Source organism: Haladaptatus sp. ZSTT2, assembly GCF_037081775.1.
Taxonomy (GTDB): Archaea; Halobacteriota; Halobacteria; order Halobacteriales; family Halococcaceae; genus QDMS2.
The window spans coordinates 2,690,849-2,707,084 of sequence record NZ_JBAMHQ010000001.1 but is presented as its reverse complement, the minus strand read 5'-3'; the positions used below and the strand labels follow the sequence as shown (position 1 = coordinate 2,707,084).

Below are 16,236 nucleotides of genomic sequence, written 5' to 3'. Positions count from 1 at the left end.
CAACTGCAGGGCTGTCTGTCGGTTTTTGCGGACTGTTCTGCGAGAAAGAACGCCGGAGAGCGGTTAGTTCATCCGCTCGACTTCGTAGCCTGCTCGTTCGATGGCCTTCCCGATTGACTTTGCGTGTTCGGTGCCGCTCGTGACGACTTGGAAGACGAGGTAGGCTTCGCCAACGCGCAGGTCGTCTACGGCGCGGTCATGGCGCACGTCGCGGATGTTCGCCCCTTCGTCTGCGATGATGCCGGAAATCTGGGTCATCTTGCCGGGTTGGTCGTCGATTTTCACGCGCAGGCGAAGCAGTTGTGCGCGTTCGGTGAGCGCGTGAGTCAACACCGTCTGGAGCATGGACATGTCGATGTTCCCGCCACAGAGCAGTGGGACGACGGTTTCGCCTTCTACGTCTAAATCGTCGCTCAGCAGTGCGGCGACCGACACGGCACCGGCCCCTTCGACCAACTGCTTTGCCCGCTCTAAAAGAATGAGAATCCCGCTCGAAATCTGGTCGTCAGAGACGGTGATGACCTCGTCTACGTGGCGTTCGATGAGGTCGTAGGTCAACTCAGAGATGCCGCCGGTCGCAATCCCGTCTGCAATCGTGTCCGGGTGGTCAATCGAGTGAGGGCTGCCCTTGTCGAGGCTCTCTGGAACCGTTGCCGCCGCTTCGGCTTGGACGCCGACGATGTGAATCGAGGGGTCGAGTGCCTTGAGCGCCGTCGAGATGCCGCCAATCAGCCCACCGCCGCCGATTGGGACGATGACCGTATCGACTTCCGGAAGGTCTGCGTGAATCTCTAGGCCAATCGTTCCCTGCCCGGCGACGATGTCGGGGTCGTCGTATGCGTGGACGAAGATGGTGTCTTCGGCTTCGGTCAGCGTCTTCGCGTACGCCATCGCCTCGGGGAAGTTGCTCCCGTGGAGTTCGACGTCGCCGCCGTAGTCGCGGGTCGCGTCGATTTTTGTCTGTGGGGCACTTTTCGGCATCACGATGGTTGAGTCGATGCCAACCGTCGTCGCGGCGAGGGCGACGCCTTGAGCGTGATTCCCGGCGCTTGCGGCGACGACGCGATTGACGCCACCCGCCGCCGCAACCTGCTTTAGCTTGTTATACGCACCGCGCGTCTTGAACGACCCCGTGCGCTGGAGGTGTTCCATCTTGAGGTGGACATCAGCGCCGGACATTCGGCTCAGCGAACGACTCGTTTCGAGCGGTGTGTGGCGGACAACGGCCTCGTTGTCGAACCGTTTTCGCGCCGCCCGAATATCACTCAGTTCGATACTGACCATTGGTGCATAATACCCAATAAGGCCGTATAAACAGTTTCGCGTTCTTCGCCGGGAATTTATCAGTACACCGGGTCAATTCGGAGCCGGTCGCTCCGGCTTACTCCCACTTCTCGCCCGCGGTGATGACCACGTCGAGCCAGTTATCGCGCGGTGGCAACGGACACGTAAAGGCGTCTGAGTAGGCGCAAAACGGGTTGAACGCGAGGTTGAAATCGAGCGTGAGCACGTCGCCATCTTCGACTTCGTGGTCGGTTTCGAATTCCATGTAGCGACCGTACTGGAACGTCTGTTGGCCCGTCGTCTTATCGCGGAACGGGACGAAGTACGGGCCGTCCCCTTGGCGGTAGGCGGCGAGGGTGAACTCGTCGTCGCGCACCTCGAAGGTGAGCGTGAGCGAGTGTTCGTACTCGACTTCGGGCCCGGCCGTCGTTTCGAGCGAGACGGTGTCAGGGTCGTCGTGGACGGTTGCCGTCGCCTCGATTCGGTAGGCCGGGTCTGGAGGGAAGTACTGGAGGCCGTCGAACTGATCTCTGTTCTCAGGGGCGACCGGCGACTGTTTGTGCTCTCTGAAAAACTGGTCTTTGTCTTCGCGGTGGGTTTCGAGTTCCGTAGCCCACTGGTCTGCGTCGAACGCGGCGTCGCTCATTGGCGGGGTTATCAGACGCTCACGGGTAACGCTTACGTCTACAGCATCGGCGCTCGCGTGCGAGGAAAGAAAAGAAGTTGCAGCCGAGCTCTACTGCGTCTCGATGATGGTCAGGTCGTAGCTGCCACTCCCGCTGTAGGAATCGACGAGGATGTGGAGGTCGGTCGAAACGTCCGGATTCGTGATGATGACCGCTTCCTCGCTGTTCGCGCTGTAGGAGTAGTAGTCGTAGGAGTACGTCGTCGGACAGGCACCCGTGCCGTCGCTCACGTAGAGGTCGAAGTCAGCGCTGCTTGGGCCTGACAGCGTGATTTCGACCTCGCTCGGTGCCGAGTAGCTCCACGCGTACGACCAGCAGTCAGCATCAGCGCTGCTCGAAAGCGAGTCATTCACCGTCGTCGTGTCGGTGTCACCACTGCCGCCACCGCCTGAGCCACCGTCTGCGGGGTCGGTCGTCACGGCGTTTCCGGCGTCGACCCGGCCACTTCCCTGCTGGTTCGAGGAGAGTCCCACGTCAACCGCCGTGTTCTTGAGGTGCGTCCGGAGTTCTGACGCAGAGACACTCCACTGGGCAAGCGTCAGCCCGGCAACCCCGGCGACAACGGGCGTCGCCATCGACGTGCCAGAAATCTCGTTGTAGCCGTCGTCGGTCCACGTCGAGAGGACGTTCGTGCCGGGTGCGGCGAGTTCGATGTTGCTCCCGTAGTTCGAGTACGAGGCGAGCGAGCCGTCGGGGTCAAGCGCGGAGACGGCGAGGCACTCGGCGTAGGCCGCCGGATACGACACGGAGCCTGCGCCGTCGTTCCCGGCTGCGGCGGCGATAAAGACACCCTGGGTGTTGTAGGCGTAGGAGACGGCGTCTTTCATCGTCTGCGTGTAGCCGCCGCCACCGAGCGAGAGGTTGATGACGTCTGCGCCGTTGTCCGCAGCCCAGACAATGGCGTCCGCGATGTCAGAGGTAGACCCCGTGCCTTCCTCACTGAGGGCGCGAGCCGAGAGAATCGAAGAGTTGCCGATACCCGACACACCTTCGCCGTTGTCCACCTCACCGGCGGCGATTCCGGCGACGTGCGTGCCGTGATACTCGTCTGCGAGCACGTCGGGGTACGGGTCTCCGTCGTTGTCCACGAAGTCAGAGCCGTAGTTCGACACGCTCCTGTCCATGTTCCCGTCTAAGTCGGGGTGGTCGTATTTGACCCCCTGGTCTACGACGGCGACGGTGATAGAAGAGCTGCCAAGCGTCGTGTCCCACGCCGTCGGCGCGTTGACCATCTGGTCTGCGTACTGGTCGCCATAACGCGTGTCGTTTGGCGTGTACTGCGCAGAGTGCGTCGCATTGTCTTCTGCGTATTTGATGTGCGCTTTCTTGCGAATGCGTTTCTTGAAATTCTCCTTTGCTTGGTCGCTCGCGTTGTCGTTGAACTTGACTGCGACGTAGCGAAGGCACGAGCAGTCGTGAACTGCCGCCGCGTGTGCAGGAACGTGCTTTTCGACCGCCTCTCGGTGGTCGGGTGCGCCGTTTGAGACACCTACGAGAACCTCGTTTTCCTTTGGCCCGCGTCGTCGCCCGTTGTTTGGTCCCTGTGCAGCCACCTGCCCCATCGAAGCGAGAAGTGCCGCAGAACCGGTTGCTTTCAAAAATCTACGCCGTCCAAGAGGGAGTTTGTCACCCATGGTGCGGCCTAACAACCTTACGTCGACATTATAAAATTTACTACAATATTAGATGGAATAAAATATTATCCAATGGTGAACAGAATTGGTGCACAGAGTATGGCAGTTTTTCACTGCGAGTTGCCAAGGGTGACCAATGACGACCCCCACGATTGTCGCAATCTCGGGCAGTAGACGCCAACAGAGCTACACGAAACGCGCGCTGAAACACGCACTCGACGCCGCAGCGGAGGCTGGGGCAGCGACCGACCTCATCGACCTCGGTGCTGCATCGCTCCCGCTCTATCACCCCGGCCACGACGAAAGCGAGGAACTCAGTGCGCTGCTCAAAACCGTCCGCGAGGCAGACGGCGTGCTCATCGGTTCGCCAGTGTACCACAGCTCCTACTCCTCTACGTTCAAGAACTTCCACGACTACTGTGGGTTCGACGAGTTCGCAGACACCGCCGTTGGTCTCCTCGCCGTCGCCGGTGGTCGCTCGTACGGCAGCACGCTCGACCACCTCAGAATCACGGTTCGTGGCGTCCACGGCTGGGTGATGCCTCACCAAGTCGGTATCCCAAGCGTCCGGAGCCAGTTTGACGACGACGGTATCGTCGATGACGCACTCGAAGCGCGCATCGAAAAGCTCGGTACCGAAATCGTCGAGTACGCGACGCGACTGCGGATGCCACTCGACGAGTGATATCCTCCAGTAACACTGTTCAGTAACAACGGGCAGTATTACCAGATAATCCCAATGAGCCAGACACCAATCATCCTCAACGACTACGACACAAACTGGCCCGCACAATTCGAGTCAGAAGCCACGCACATCAACGACGCCATCGGCGAGCGCATCGAACGAATCGAACACATCGGGAGCACGTCGATTCCGGGCATGCCCGCAAAACCAATCATCGATATGCTGGTCGGCGTGGCCTCGCTCGAAGACGCAGACGCGTGCATCACCCCGCTCGAAGCACTCGGCTACGAGTACGTCCCGAAGTTCGAGGACGTGATGCCGAACCGTCGCTACTTTCGAAAATCAGAAGGCGAGACACGAACTCACCACCTGCACATGGTTGAGACGGGAAGCGAGTTCTGGACGCGCCATCTCGCCTTCCGCGATTATCTTCGAGAACACCCGGACGTCGCCGTCGAATACGCGGCGTTGAAACGCGACCTCGCAGAGAAGCATCGCGACGACATTGGCGCGTACACCGACGGCAAAGACGAGTTTATCCGTCGTGTCGAACGCGATGCGCTCGCCGAGAAGTAAGCCTCAATTTGCTTTCGTCACGACCGCCAGCAGGGCGTGGTGATTGTACATCGCGGGGTCGGTCGTCTCGAACGTTGTCTCGCGGATTTCGTCTATTCTCCAGCCCTCCCCGAACGCCCGTCGAATGATGGCTTCGTTCGTACTTGGACCGATCCGGCCGTCGCGCTCGCTGAAGCCGAGCATGACGTACCGACCACCGGGTTTGAGCGCCGTGTTGAGGCTTTCGCCGTAGGCGACGGCAACTTCGGAGCCGAAGACGTGAAACAGGCCACAGTCCGTGATGGTGTCGAACTGCTCGCCGAGGGAGGCGAGGTCGAACGCGTCGTGGACTTCGAACCGAACCCGGTCGCTGAGTCCTCGATTCTTCGCTTTCTCCCGTGCTTTCGCAATCGCGTTTTCTGCCGCATCGACACCGAGGACGCTGTGACCGCGATCGGCGTAGTGGAGGGCGTTTTCGCCCGTGCCACATCCCACGTCGAGAACTGCTCCGCTAATCACACCTGTTGCTTCGAGTTCCACCAGTGCTGGCTGCGGCCGTCCTATGTCCCACGGCGGCGTTCCGAGGTACGAGTCGTTGAAATCGAACTCCTCTTCAGAATCGTCACCGCTCACTTTAGACCACCACTCGTTGCATAGCAAGCTAGACGCAGAGAGCGTGCATAAGGAAACTTCCACAGCCATTCGATATCGCAACATTCAGTTTATTGCGCCGGTAGCAAGCCTTTTTGTGAGGCGTCTGTTCACACGGAGTATGAGCACGCGAGATGAGCTTTTAGCGCTCCTACTCGAAAATGCCCGCTACTCGACTGAAGACTTAGCCCGGCAGACCGGCGCAGACACAGATGAAGTAGCAGCAGCAATCGAGGAATTGGAAGCGTCGGGTCTCATCCGCGGCTACCAAGCGGTCGTCGATTGGGACCGAGCCGACCAAGAGCGGATTCGGGCGCTCGTCGAGTTGAACGTCACGCTCGACCGCGAAACCGGCTACGACGACATCGCCGGCCGGCTCGTGAAGTTCCCGGCGGTGAAATCGCTGCGACTCGTGAGCGGCGACTACGATTTCGCGCTCGAAGTCGAAGGCGACTCGCTGCGGGAAGTCTCGAAATTCATCAGCGAGAAGGTGGCTCCCGTCCCCGAAATCACGCAGACGGTGACCCACTACATTATGGAGACGTACAAAGACCGCGGCCTTGAGATGGGCGACGGCCACGATGATGGCCGGCTCTCGTTTTCGCCATGAAAATCGCAGACCGCGTCCAGCAGATTCCACCGTCTGGCATCCGCAAGTTCTTCGAAATCGCAGAGGAGATGGACGACGTCATCTCCCTCGGGGTCGGTGAGCCAGACTTTACTGCTCCGTGGGCGGCCCGCGAAGCCGCAATCGACTCGCTCAAGGCGGGGAAAACGTCGTACACAGCCAATCGTGGGATGCGTGAACTGCGTGAGGAGATATCGAAGCGGGTTTCGACGCAATACGACCTCAGCTACGACCCGGACGACGAAATTCTCGTCACCGCCGGGGCGAGTGAGGGTCTCGACGTGGCGTTTCGCGCGCTCGTAGACCCCGGCGACGTGGTCGCTATCGCCCAGCCGTCGTACATTTCCTACGTTCCGGGCGTCACATTCGCAGGCGGCGAACCGCTACCCGTGGCGACTCGCGAGGAAGACGACTTCAAGCTCACCACAGAGCTACTCTCCGCCCACGGTGTCGCAGACGCCGACATGGTGGTGCTTTGCTACCCGAACAACCCGACGGGAGCCATCATGACGGCAGAAGAGATGGCTGAAGTCGCAGCCTTCGTCCGCGAACACGACCTCACAGTGCTCGCAGACGAGATTTACGCAGACCTCACCTACGGCGACGACCATACCTCTATTGCCACGTTCGAGGGACTGCGCGAGCGAACCGTCGTGTTCAACGGCTTCTCGAAGGCGTATGCGATGACCGGCTTGCGCCTTGGGTATGCGATGGCTCCGCCCGAAGTCATCAGCGCGATGAACCGCGTCCACCAATACACGATGCTTTCTGCGCCGACGACGGCACAGTACGCCGCGCTCGAAGCGCTTCGGTCGTGTGATTCTGAGGTCGTCGAGATGCGAAAGCAGTACAACCGGCGTCGCCAGTTCGTTCTCTCTCGCTTTTCGGAGATGGGCATCGACTGCTTCGAGGCAAAAGGCGCGTTCTACGTCTTCCCCGAGTGCCCGTGGGACGACACCGATGCCTTCGCAGAGGCGCTGTTAGAAGAACAGGGCGTCGCGCTCGTCCCCGGTCACGTCTTCGGGGACAGCGGCGAAGGTCATCTCCGGGTGTCCTACGCGACGGGGCTGAACGAACTGCGCGAAGCGATGGCGCGAATCGAAGCGTTCCTCGGGTAAAGCACCCGTTTTCGGCTGTTTTGTGGAGTGGAGCGGCTGCGCCGAAATAGTTTGGTAAATTGTATGTCGCGATATCAAACGTGTTGCTGTCGGTCATCCATGGACGGTTCGTTGAAGACTCATCTGCAACACTAGCCCCTTATAGAAACGCGTGTGGGAGCATCAGCGACGGCTGGCGTCACAATAGAGCAGGGAACAGGGTAGAACGGACGGTTACGCGACGATTGTGGGAAGCGCTCTGAGACTGTCGATTTCGTAGGTCGGAGTTACATCAGCGTCAACAGACGCATCCTCGCGCGCGAGCAACACCGAATCGATGCCTGCGTTTTCGGCGGCGGCAATGTCGCAGGCACGGTCACCGATGTAGACGGCATTTTGCGTGCCAAGGTCTGCGAGGGCGGCGTTCAGGTAGTACGGATTCGGTTTTCTGCGGCTGAGCCCTTCGGGGGTGAACGGACAGCCGTAGACGGTGGAGAAGTACTCTTCGAGGCCGAAAAAACGGAGGATGTACGAGAGTACTTTCGGTGGATTGTCGCTGACGAGACCAAACGGACGGTCGAGTTCGAACAGGGCCGTTACATCGTCATAGAGCGACCGAATCCCCTGTCGGAACTCGCGTTGTTGCTCAGATTCGATGTAGTCAGTCAGCTTCTGACAGAAGCGAATCGGTTGGATGTCGTACTGTGTTGCGAGCTGTCGGATTGTCTCGACGTTGTGTGCCCCAAGCTGGCGGAGATCGTCCGGAGTTGGGCGGCGAAGGTCAAAGCTATGGAACGTTGCTTCTGCGACACGGCGAACGGTCGCTCGAGTCGGTGGTTCAACGAGCACCCCGTCGTTATCGAAGATGACGGCGTCATAGCCCATGGTTGCCGATTCTTTCACGGAATGTGATATAAATGTGTACGTCTCAGAGACTGGTAACGGCGTCTCGTCGGTCGCAGCCGAAAAACCGCGTTTTTCAGTTTTAGCCGCTTTTCTTGAAAGTACGACGATGGTACTTGTTGGGTGTGCAGTCGCCATTATTACACGTCATCTGTGAAAGACTCTTTAGATAGTAGTCAACTTTAACCTATGTTTCCAGCAGTTATAGCTCGGAAATTGTCTCTTAATCCTGAGATTCGACTCTTTTGGCTAATTTAGCTATTCATAATCATACAGTGTAAGAAATCAGATATATAAGCGCAACACTTTTTCTCTCTTACAGAGTATTCATAGAAGATATGGGGAAGAATAACGCCGACACCGCTGGCTCTGACCAGCACGGCGACCGGGGGGACGCCGCCACGGAAACGACTGAGGAGACCTCTGTCGGTGCAGTACTAGGTGCATACACCTGGGAAGACTTCAAGCGAGAAGTCTACTACGACGAGGATGGAGCACGCCCAACCGACCTCATCGGAGACGTCATCGAATTCGACGCAAGTGACTACCTTGGCTTCGACCCGGCCGACATAGAGGAGCGATTGACGAAGGCGGCTAGCAAGGCGGCCATCCTCGATGACCACTTCGATTCGTTCCTTGACGTAGAGACGACCGATGTCGCGGTTGGAGAGTACTACTGGGAACACTTCAAAATCGAGTACTACTACGACGAAGAAGGCAAGCCACCGGTTGATAAGAAAACCGGTGAAGTCGTGGAGTTCGACGCGAGCGAGTACCTTGGGTTCGACCCAACCTCGCTGCCGAACGTCCTCAGCTACGGAAACGTGGTGGGCGACTGCATCCACGATGTCAGAGAAGCGCGCACGGTCAACGTGCTCGAAGACCTCGACGAGGATGCCTTCTTTAGAAATCCAGACGGAACGAAGACCGTCGTCAACCGCTACGACTTAGAGAAGGCCGTGCCGCTCTCGAAAAAGTCACACTTCCACGAGGTCGACCGCTACTGGGTCAACAAGCCGTTCGCGTTCGTGAGCATCTTCCACTCGAGCAAAGAGAACGAGCACAAGTACTACCTCGTAGAGCCGTACCTCACGCCAATCGAACGCGAGCTAAAGGAGTACCTGACGAACAAACTCCGCACGGCAATCAAGTACTCTGATGAGGACATCATCGTCGAAGGCGACGAGGCAGACAGAGGGGCCGTCATCGCACGCGAGACCGAACAACTCCTCGAACGCTACGACCTCTACGCCCGGCCATCGGATGAAAAGCAGAGCTTGAAACAACAGTTCTTAGAGCTGCTTGGTCGAGCCGAAGAACTCGAAGACGAAGAAGAGATTGTCCGCGATTTAGCAGGGATGCTGACGCGACCCGAACCCGCGTTGCTCGAAGAGGACGCGCGGATGGTCACGGAGTACCAAGTCGAGAAGCTGCTGTACATGCTGAAACGCGACTTCATCGGCTACGAGCGCATCGACGGCGTCAAACACGACATCAACGTGGAGGACGTGTCGTGTGACGGGTACAACTCGCCCGTCTTCGTCTACCACTCTGACTACGAGCAAATCATCTCGAACATCTTCCACGGCGAGAAAGACCTCGATGATTTCGTCGTCAAACTCGCCCAGCGCTCTGGGAAAGGCATCTCGAAACGCCAGCCACAGGTCGGCGCGACCCTGCCGGACGGTTCGCGTGCCCAGCTCACGCTCGGACGCGAGGTGTCTGACCACGGGACGAACTACACCATCCGACAGTTCAAGGAGGTGCCGTTCACGCCAATCGACCTCATCAACTGGCACACGTTCTCGCTCGATGAGATGGCCTACCTCTGGGTGTGTATCGAAAACAACAAGTCGCTCATCTTCGCTGGTGGGACGGCATCCGGGAAGACGACCAGCCTGAACGCGGTATCGCTGTTCATCCCGTCGAAGTCGAAGATTGTGTCCATCGAAGACACGCGCGAAGTCGAATTGCCACAGCGCAACTGGATTGCCTCCACGACGCGCCCCTCGTTTACGGCTGACGACCAGGGTGACGTAGACGAGTTCGACTTGCTCGCCGCCGCACTCCGTCAACGCCCAGAGTACATCGTCATGGGTGAGATTCGTGGGGAAGAAGGCCGGACGCTGTTCCAGGTCATGTCCACGGGTCACACCACGCTCACCACGTTCCACGCGGACTCGGTGGGTGAGGTCATCAAGCGGTTTACGACCGACCCAATCAACGTCTCGAAGACGATGTTCACGGCGCTCGACTTGGTGAGTATCCAGACCTCAACGCGCGTCCACGGGGACAAAGTGCGCCGCAGCAAGTCCATCACCGAAATCAACCACTACGACCCGGAGAACGACGAAATCAACGTTCAAGACGTGTTCCAGTGGCAAGCAGAGTCCGACGAGTTCCTGCGGATGGGTGAGTCGAACACGCTCGACGAGATTCGCTTCGACCGCGGCTGGTCGTACGACCAGTTGGACGAGGCAATCTACCTGCGGAAAATCGTTCTCGCCTACCTCATCAACAAGGGCTTGAACAGCTACCCACAGGTGGCTGCTGCCTTACAGGGGTTCATGAACGACAACGACACCATCATGTCGCTCATCGCAAACGGCGAGTTAGAAGCACGCCTTGAGGAACTCCGGCAGATGGAGAGCGTCATGATTGACATCGACCCAGAGAAAGAGGCGATGATTCCGCGACCAGATCCGTACGCGGAACTGCGGGCGCAGACGGACGAAATCCTCGCGGAAGCAGAGGAGAATCTCTTTGACCGCTACCTCACCGCTGGGGAGCCAGACCTCGAACCGGCGCTCGCCTCCGGTGCTGACGAGGCGGGAGCCGCCACCGACGGCGGCGACGATACAGATGACGACGATCCGTTCGAGGCGTTCGACTTCGGCGGCTTCGAGCCATTGGAGGACGACGAGTAAATGGCCCCGGAAACGATGAGCGCTAGCAGTAGCTTCGAAGGAAAATCAATCAGCGATTCGTTCTACCCGCTCTACCGTCGGCTGTTCAGCGATGACAGCGGATTCGTCTTAGATGTAGAGGAGAAACTCGGTGCGGCGCGGATGCCCCACACGGTGGAGTTTTTCCTCTCGTGGGCGCTCGCCATCGGGGTCTTACTCGGCCTCATGCTCTGGTTCGCGGGGATTGCCCTCGGGTACCTCATCTTCGTCCTGTTTATCGATGGGACACCGGTGTTACTCGGACTGAACCTCTCGCCCGACGTGCTCGCCATCGTCAACGCCATCAAAATCCCGGCGCTCGTGTTGGTGACGGGCCTCGTCTTTGGTCTGATTGGCTTCGGGATTGGCTTTGGCTCTATCGTCTTTGTGCCCTACTACCGGGCGGGTGAGCGAAAGCGGGAGATAAACATGCTCCTGCCGGACGCCATCTCGTTCATGTACGCGCTCTCGGTCGGCGGGATGAACCAGATAGAGATTCTCCAAGCGATGGCGAAAGCCGAGGACACCTACGGCGAGGTCGCAAAGGAGTTCCAGAGCATCGTCCTCGAGACCGACTACTTCGATACGGACTACCGGTCTGCGATTCGCAATCAGGCGATGCAGTCACCGAGTGACGAACTCGGGCAGTTCCTCACGGACATGCTCTCGATCGTCAACTCCGGTGGTGACATGACGCGCTTCTTGGACGACAAGAAAGAAAAGCACATGCGCACGGCAAAGCAGGAACAGGAACTCACGCTCGAAACCTTAGAGCTGTTCGGTGAGATGTACATGACGCTCTCGCTGTTCCCACTCTTGCTCATCATCATCCTCGTCATCATGAGCATGCTCGGGGAGGCCCAGGACTTCCTGCTGTACGGGACGGTGTACGGCCTCATCCCGATGACGGGCGTTGGCTTCCTCGTGCTCGTCGCGACGGTCAAACAGGACGAACCCGGCGACGGCTTCCTCCGAGATACTGACCCTGACATGCAACAAAACGAGCGTGGCATCTTCAGCCTCGGCATCATCGAGCGCTACACGGGAACGTACGCCATCTTCGACCGCATCAAGAGCAAGGAAGGGACGTTCGTCACGATGGAGCTGCTCAAAAACCCGCACCACTTCTTCCGTGACTACCCGCTGGCAACGCTCGCGCTCACGGTGCCCGCAGCAATCGTGTTGCTCGCGTTCGCCATCCTGTCGGGACTCGCGCCAGCCTCGTTCGAGGGGCTCATCGCGAACCCGATTGGTGGGACGTTCTTCTGGGTGTACATGCCGGTGTACATCACGCTCATTCCGCTCGCGGTGTTCAATGAGTGGAACCTCCGCTCGCGCTGGAAAATCATCAAGAACCTCTCTGATGACCTGCGCAAACTGTCGAGTGCGAACGACACGGGGTTGACCCTGCTCGAATCGCTGAAAGTGGTCTCTGATACGTCACGCGGGAAACTCGCAGAGGAGTTCGAAGCCATCCACGCGAAGGTGAACTACGGCATGAGCCTGAAAGAGGCGCTCGTCGAGTTCAACAACACCTACCACATTCCGCGTCTCGCGCGGACGGTGAAACTCATCAGCAAGGCGCAGGAAACCTCGAGTAACATCACAGCGGTTCTCTCGACGGCCGCACAGGCCTCTGAGAACCAGGACGACATCGACCGCGAGCGGGTTGGCCGCACGCGCATGCAAATCGTCATCATCATCATGACCTACCTGGTGTTGCTCGGCGTCATGGCCATCCTCAAGGTGAAGTTCCTTGACGTGATGGCTGGCCTCTCTGCACAGGCAAGCGGCGACTCTGGAAGCTTCGGTGGCGGTATCGACACGCAGATGCTGTCGATGCTGTTCTTCCACGCCGTGACCTTACAGGCGGTCTTGTCCGGATTCATCGCGGGCTACATGCGCGATGCAAGTCTCATGAGCGGCGTGAAGTACGCAGTCATCCTGCCAACCTTCGCCCTGCTCGTCTTCATGCTAATATGACCGAACGCGCACAAACGTCGATGGACTTTCTGGTGGGGATGAGCATGTTCCTCATCATCGTCATCTTCGTCCTCTCGTTCGTTCCCGGCCTCATCGAGCCGTTCAACGACAGCGTCCAAGAGGACACGGTCACCGTAGACCGCGTGGCCACGCAACTCTCGAAGGGGATGCTTGGGTCGACCGATGAGCCGTTCATTCTGGATGCCCAGTGTACGGAGGCCTTTTTCGGGGATACGGACCCAGGGGACTGTAATTTCGACACGGGAACGCCAGTCGAGGATAGATTCGGGCTTTCGAGCACGCAACAACTGAACGTGACCATCGAGCGTGACACGGATGGTGACGGCGACCGCGAAATCGTCCAGATGGACGGTGCTGGAAACATCGTCGATTCCGGCGGCATCCTCCTCAGAGAGGGGCGGAATCCGCCAACCTCGACGGGGTCTGTGGTCGTTGCCCGACGGGTCGTTTATCTCGACGGACATGACGTGTCACTCATCGTGAGGATGTGGTAATCATGCGAGCACAAGCACACACGCTCGAAGGAATCATCGCATCGTTCTTGCTCATCACTGGACTGGTCTTCGCGCTGCAGGCGACGGCCGTGACGCCGCTGTCTGCGAGTACGTCGAGCCAGCATATCGAGAATCAAGAACGCGCCATCGCAACGGGTGTGTTAGCGAGCGCCCTCGAAAACGAATCGCTCCACGTCACGCCCGTGTACTGGGACACTGCAAACTATCGATTTTACGACACAACGTCGCGCCCGTACTACGTCGATAACGTGCCCTCGGCGTTGACGTTCGGGAATATGCTCGAACGCACGTTCGGGGATTCGGGGATTGCGTATAACGTGAACATCGTCCACCTGACCGCGTCGGGCGACGAGCGCACTCGGCAACTCATCTACCGCGGGGTGCCAAGTGATAATGCCGTCACCGCGACCCGACTCATGACGATTTACGACGACGACGTTCTGTACGATGTAGACGGCAACCCGACCGCCTACACGGTCACACAGGCAGCGAATAACGGTGAGTTCTACATGACCGACGCCGCACCCAACAGCGCGGTGTTCAACGTGGTCAAAATCGAGGTGGTCGTATGGCGGATGTAGGCGACCGTGGCCAGATTATCCTGGTCATCGGCCTCGTCCTTGCCGTGATGTTCGTCGCCCTCTCGCTGGTGTTGAACACGGCCATCTTCACGGAGAACCTCGCAACGCGAAGTAACGACGGCGCGGCAGACGGAGCCATCGAGTTCCACCACGACGCCATCGCAAACACGCAGGACGCGATTGAGTATGCGAACGCGAACGATAACGCGAACTACGGCACGCTCGAAGCGAGCGTCGAAAAGAGCGTCCGCGATTACAATAATCTGAGTTCGATACACAACGCGCGAAACGGGAAAGTGACCGACGCCACGGTCACGTCGCACACCCGTGGCATCCAGGTCGAACAGCGTTCTTCCGCGACGTTCACGAACCGAACGGGAACGCCAAGCTGGACGCTTGCATCGGACGCCGAAGGCGTGCGAAACGTCCGGATGAACGTGGACCCGAACACCTGCACTCAGTTCTCGACGTGCTTTTACGTCGAACTCGAAGACGCAAGCGGTGACACGTGGCGCATGAACGTCGAAGAAGACGCCAGCGGGAACGTCGAAGTCGCCGTCGAAAATGCGACTGGAACGTACACCTGTTCGACCACCAGCGCGACGGCGTGGATTAACGTGACCGCCGGTACGGTTGGTGGCCAGCCGTGTGACGCCTTACAGCCCGGACAGGGGCTCTCCCCGGACTATGATGTCCGATTCGTAAACGGTGACCAGATCGCTGGCACCTACGAACTTGTCATCGGGAGCAGTTCGTTCGATTCGACACAGTACGGCAGTGCCGACGACGGCCCCGATTACGAAGCGGCCATCTACGCGACGACCATCGACATCACCTACAGGCATCCCGATCTCACGTACTCGAACTCGGTCGAAGTAATCCCGGAGGAGTCAGCATGATGGACAACAGAGGGGTTGCCTCGTCGCTCAACTACATCCTCGGGCTTGGAATTGCGACGGTGCTCGTGGTTGGGCTGCTCATCGCTGGTGGCAACCTCATCGAAGACCAGCGAGAGCAGGTCGTCCGCAACGAGTTGTCCGTACTTGGTCAGCAGATGGTGAGCGACATTTCGACGGCAGACCGATTCACCGCAGAGGGAGGGGAGATAACCATCGAACGCGACTTACCGAAGCTGGTCGCTGGTGAGCACTATCGTATCACGGTAGTCCAAGATGCACCAAACGAGTACTCGCTGCTGCTCAGGACTTCTCGCACCGATATTACGGTGCAGATAGCGTTCAGAGCTGAATCGTCCATCACCGAGTCGTCGGTCGATGGCGGGTCGGTGTCCATCGTGGGCGACGGGAGCACCGTGGAGGTGCAAAATGGATAATCGTGCCGTGAGCGACGTGCTCGGGTTTATCCTCATCTTCTCGCTCATCTCGGTCACCATCGGCATCATCTACGTCTCTGGCATCGGTGGCCTCGACGACACGCGCGATGCAGAGCGCGTCAACAACGCAGAGCGCGCCTTTGACGTGATGGCGCACAACATCGGAGACATCACGCAACACGGCGTGCCGAGTCGGGCAACCGAAGTGCGACTGGACGACGCCCAACTCTCCGTAAACAAGGAGGTGTATGTCGAGTACAACTTCATAAACGCGAGTGGCATGAGCGAGTACGCCTACAACGTCTCTATCAAACCGATTGTCTACTCGTCGCACACGGGCACGGACATCGTCTACGAGGGTGGTGCGGTGATTCGCGCGCAACCCGACACCTCGCGGATGGTGAACGAACCGGCGTTCATCTTAGATGGCGACCAGCCGTTGGTGCTGCTCGTTCGGACGTGGACGCCGACCAACGAAGACGTGGGCGGGTCGAAGACGGTGCGCGTGCGAGCGATTCACGACGCGACGACGCTCGACAAGACTGGCGACAAAGACCCCTACCAGATGTGGCTGAACGTCACGAGTCCACGCAGCGAGGCGTGGGAGTCGTACTTCAGCGAGGACGGAAGCTGCGATGAACTCGTGGTCGACGGTAACCACGTCTCGTGTCGGCTGGATGGTGTACAAAAAGGTGCTGTCACGACGGTGCGGACGACAATCGAAATAGAGTAACG

16 protein-coding genes are annotated in these 16,236 nt (G+C 58.7%); 11 read left to right on the top strand and 5 right to left on the bottom strand.

The window, feature by feature from the left end:
- Nucleotides 1-63: 63 nt before the first annotated feature.
- The 3 genes from ilvA to V5N13_RS14785 all read right to left on the bottom strand — a co-directional run bounded on the left by ilvA (nt 64) and on the right by V5N13_RS14785 (nt 3,604).
- Nucleotides 64-1,284 carry a threonine ammonia-lyase gene (ilvA, locus tag V5N13_RS14795; RefSeq protein WP_336361374.1) on the bottom strand — a complete coding sequence of 407 codons (1,221 nt, stop codon included), beginning with the start codon at nt 1,282-1,284 and terminating at the stop codon, nt 64-66.
- A 97-nt stretch (nt 1,285-1,381) separates the two neighbouring features.
- Nucleotides 1,382-1,930: a DUF1684 domain-containing protein gene (locus V5N13_RS14790; RefSeq protein WP_332898695.1), complete on the bottom strand. Its 549-nt coding sequence runs from the start codon at nt 1,928-1,930 to the stop codon at nt 1,382-1,384.
- 90 nt (nt 1,931-2,020) lie between these two features.
- On the bottom strand, nt 2,021-3,604 hold the full coding sequence (locus tag V5N13_RS14785) for a S8 family peptidase (protein WP_336361373.1): 1,584 nt from the start codon (nt 3,602-3,604) through the stop codon (nt 2,021-2,023).
- Nucleotides 3,605-3,740: 136 nt separating this feature from the next.
- Here V5N13_RS14785 and V5N13_RS14780 point away from each other — a divergent pair, with 136 nt between their 5' ends.
- Nucleotides 3,741-4,289, top strand: coding sequence for an NADPH-dependent FMN reductase (locus tag V5N13_RS14780; RefSeq protein ID WP_336361372.1), 549 nt, complete (start codon nt 3,741-3,743; stop codon nt 4,287-4,289).
- A 54-nt stretch (nt 4,290-4,343) separates the two neighbouring features.
- Complete coding sequence (locus tag V5N13_RS14775; protein ID WP_336361371.1) at nt 4,344-4,865, top strand: GrpB family protein; 522 nt, start codon at nt 4,344-4,346, stop codon at nt 4,863-4,865.
- 3 nt (nt 4,866-4,868) lie between these two features.
- Here the strand turns inward: V5N13_RS14775 and V5N13_RS14770 are convergent, their stop codons facing one another.
- On the bottom strand, nt 4,869-5,477 hold the full coding sequence (locus V5N13_RS14770) for an SAM-dependent methyltransferase (RefSeq protein ID WP_336361370.1): 609 nt from the start codon (nt 5,475-5,477) through the stop codon (nt 4,869-4,871).
- 139 nt (nt 5,478-5,616) lie between these two features.
- On the opposite strand from V5N13_RS14770, the gene V5N13_RS14765 reads away from it, so the two are divergent.
- Together V5N13_RS14765 and V5N13_RS14760 are read left to right on the top strand one after the other, a co-directional pair.
- Nucleotides 5,617-6,105: an Lrp/AsnC family transcriptional regulator gene (locus V5N13_RS14765; protein WP_332898690.1), complete on the top strand. Its 489-nt coding sequence runs from the start codon at nt 5,617-5,619 to the stop codon at nt 6,103-6,105.
- The gene (locus tag V5N13_RS14760; protein WP_336361369.1) at nt 6,102-7,241 is read left to right on the top strand and encodes a pyridoxal phosphate-dependent aminotransferase; all 1,140 of its coding nucleotides are present in this window, start codon (nt 6,102-6,104) and stop codon (nt 7,239-7,241) included. The genes V5N13_RS14765 and V5N13_RS14760 overlap by 4 nt, the downstream gene beginning before the upstream one ends.
- Before the next feature lie 213 nt (nt 7,242-7,454).
- Here the strand turns inward: V5N13_RS14760 and V5N13_RS14755 are convergent, their stop codons facing one another.
- The gene (locus V5N13_RS14755; protein WP_336361368.1) at nt 7,455-8,105 is read right to left on the bottom strand and encodes an HAD family hydrolase; all 651 of its coding nucleotides are present in this window, start codon (nt 8,103-8,105) and stop codon (nt 7,455-7,457) included.
- A gap of 356 nt (nt 8,106-8,461) precedes the next feature.
- On the opposite strand from V5N13_RS14755, the gene V5N13_RS14750 reads away from it, so the two are divergent.
- From V5N13_RS14750 to V5N13_RS14720, 7 genes are read left to right on the top strand one after another with little or no spacing between them, the layout of a single operon-like run.
- Nucleotides 8,462-11,050, top strand: a complete 2,589-nt coding sequence (locus V5N13_RS14750; protein WP_336361367.1) for a type II/IV secretion system ATPase subunit — start codon at nt 8,462-8,464, stop codon at nt 11,048-11,050.
- Nucleotides 11,051-13,051, top strand: a complete 2,001-nt coding sequence (locus tag V5N13_RS14745) for a type II secretion system F family protein (protein WP_336361366.1) — start codon at nt 11,051-11,053, stop codon at nt 13,049-13,051.
- Entirely contained in the window at nt 13,048-13,566 is a 519-nt protein-coding gene (locus V5N13_RS14740; RefSeq protein WP_336361365.1) for a DUF7287 family protein, read from the top strand. The genes V5N13_RS14745 and V5N13_RS14740 overlap by 4 nt, the downstream gene beginning before the upstream one ends.
- 2 nt (nt 13,567-13,568) lie before the next feature.
- A complete protein-coding gene (locus tag V5N13_RS14735; protein ID WP_336361364.1) occupies nt 13,569-14,168 on the top strand; it encodes a DUF7288 family protein in 600 nt (199 codons plus the stop codon).
- Entirely contained in the window at nt 14,156-15,067 is a 912-nt protein-coding gene (locus V5N13_RS14730) for a hypothetical protein (protein WP_336361363.1), read from the top strand. Before V5N13_RS14735 ends, V5N13_RS14730 begins: the two co-directional genes overlap by 13 nt.
- Entirely contained in the window at nt 15,064-15,501 is a 438-nt protein-coding gene (locus tag V5N13_RS14725) for a DUF7266 family protein (RefSeq protein WP_336361362.1), read from the top strand. Before V5N13_RS14730 ends, V5N13_RS14725 begins: the two co-directional genes overlap by 4 nt.
- Nucleotides 15,494-16,234 carry a DUF7289 family protein gene (locus V5N13_RS14720; RefSeq protein ID WP_336361361.1) on the top strand — a complete coding sequence of 247 codons (741 nt, stop codon included), beginning with the start codon at nt 15,494-15,496 and terminating at the stop codon, nt 16,232-16,234. The genes V5N13_RS14725 and V5N13_RS14720 overlap by 8 nt, the downstream gene beginning before the upstream one ends.
- Nucleotides 16,235-16,236: the final 2 nt, after the last annotated feature.

What these genes read in the sequence shown, in the direction of transcription:
- V5N13_RS14760 (WP_336361369.1), top strand. Translation starts at nt 6,102, where the DNA reads ATGAAAATCGCAGACCGCGTCCAGCAGATTCCACCGTCTGGCATCCGC.
- V5N13_RS14750 (WP_336361367.1), top strand. Translation starts at nt 8,462, where the DNA reads ATGGGGAAGAATAACGCCGACACCGCTGGCTCTGACCAGCACGGCGAC.
- ilvA (WP_336361374.1), bottom strand. Translation starts at nt 1,284, where the DNA reads ATGGTCAGTATCGAACTGAGTGATATTCGGGCGGCGCGAAAACGGTTC.
- V5N13_RS14785 (WP_336361373.1), bottom strand. Translation starts at nt 3,604, where the DNA reads ATGGGTGACAAACTCCCTCTTGGACGGCGTAGATTTTTGAAAGCAACC.
- V5N13_RS14755 (WP_336361368.1), bottom strand. Translation starts at nt 8,105, where the DNA reads ATGGGCTATGACGCCGTCATCTTCGATAACGACGGGGTGCTCGTTGAA.
- V5N13_RS14725 (WP_336361362.1), top strand. Translation starts at nt 15,064, where the DNA reads ATGATGGACAACAGAGGGGTTGCCTCGTCGCTCAACTACATCCTCGGG.
- V5N13_RS14745 (WP_336361366.1), top strand. Translation starts at nt 11,051, where the DNA reads ATGGCCCCGGAAACGATGAGCGCTAGCAGTAGCTTCGAAGGAAAATCA.
- V5N13_RS14765 (WP_332898690.1), top strand. Translation starts at nt 5,617, where the DNA reads ATGAGCACGCGAGATGAGCTTTTAGCGCTCCTACTCGAAAATGCCCGC.
- V5N13_RS14740 (WP_336361365.1), top strand. Translation starts at nt 13,048, where the DNA reads ATGACCGAACGCGCACAAACGTCGATGGACTTTCTGGTGGGGATGAGC.
- V5N13_RS14735 (WP_336361364.1), top strand. Translation starts at nt 13,569, where the DNA reads ATGCGAGCACAAGCACACACGCTCGAAGGAATCATCGCATCGTTCTTG.
- V5N13_RS14720 (WP_336361361.1), top strand. Translation starts at nt 15,494, where the DNA reads ATGGATAATCGTGCCGTGAGCGACGTGCTCGGGTTTATCCTCATCTTC.
- V5N13_RS14780 (WP_336361372.1), top strand. Translation starts at nt 3,741, where the DNA reads ATGACGACCCCCACGATTGTCGCAATCTCGGGCAGTAGACGCCAACAG.
- V5N13_RS14775 (WP_336361371.1), top strand. Translation starts at nt 4,344, where the DNA reads ATGAGCCAGACACCAATCATCCTCAACGACTACGACACAAACTGGCCC.
- V5N13_RS14790 (WP_332898695.1), bottom strand. Translation starts at nt 1,930, where the DNA reads ATGAGCGACGCCGCGTTCGACGCAGACCAGTGGGCTACGGAACTCGAA.
- V5N13_RS14730 (WP_336361363.1), top strand. Translation starts at nt 14,156, where the DNA reads ATGGCGGATGTAGGCGACCGTGGCCAGATTATCCTGGTCATCGGCCTC.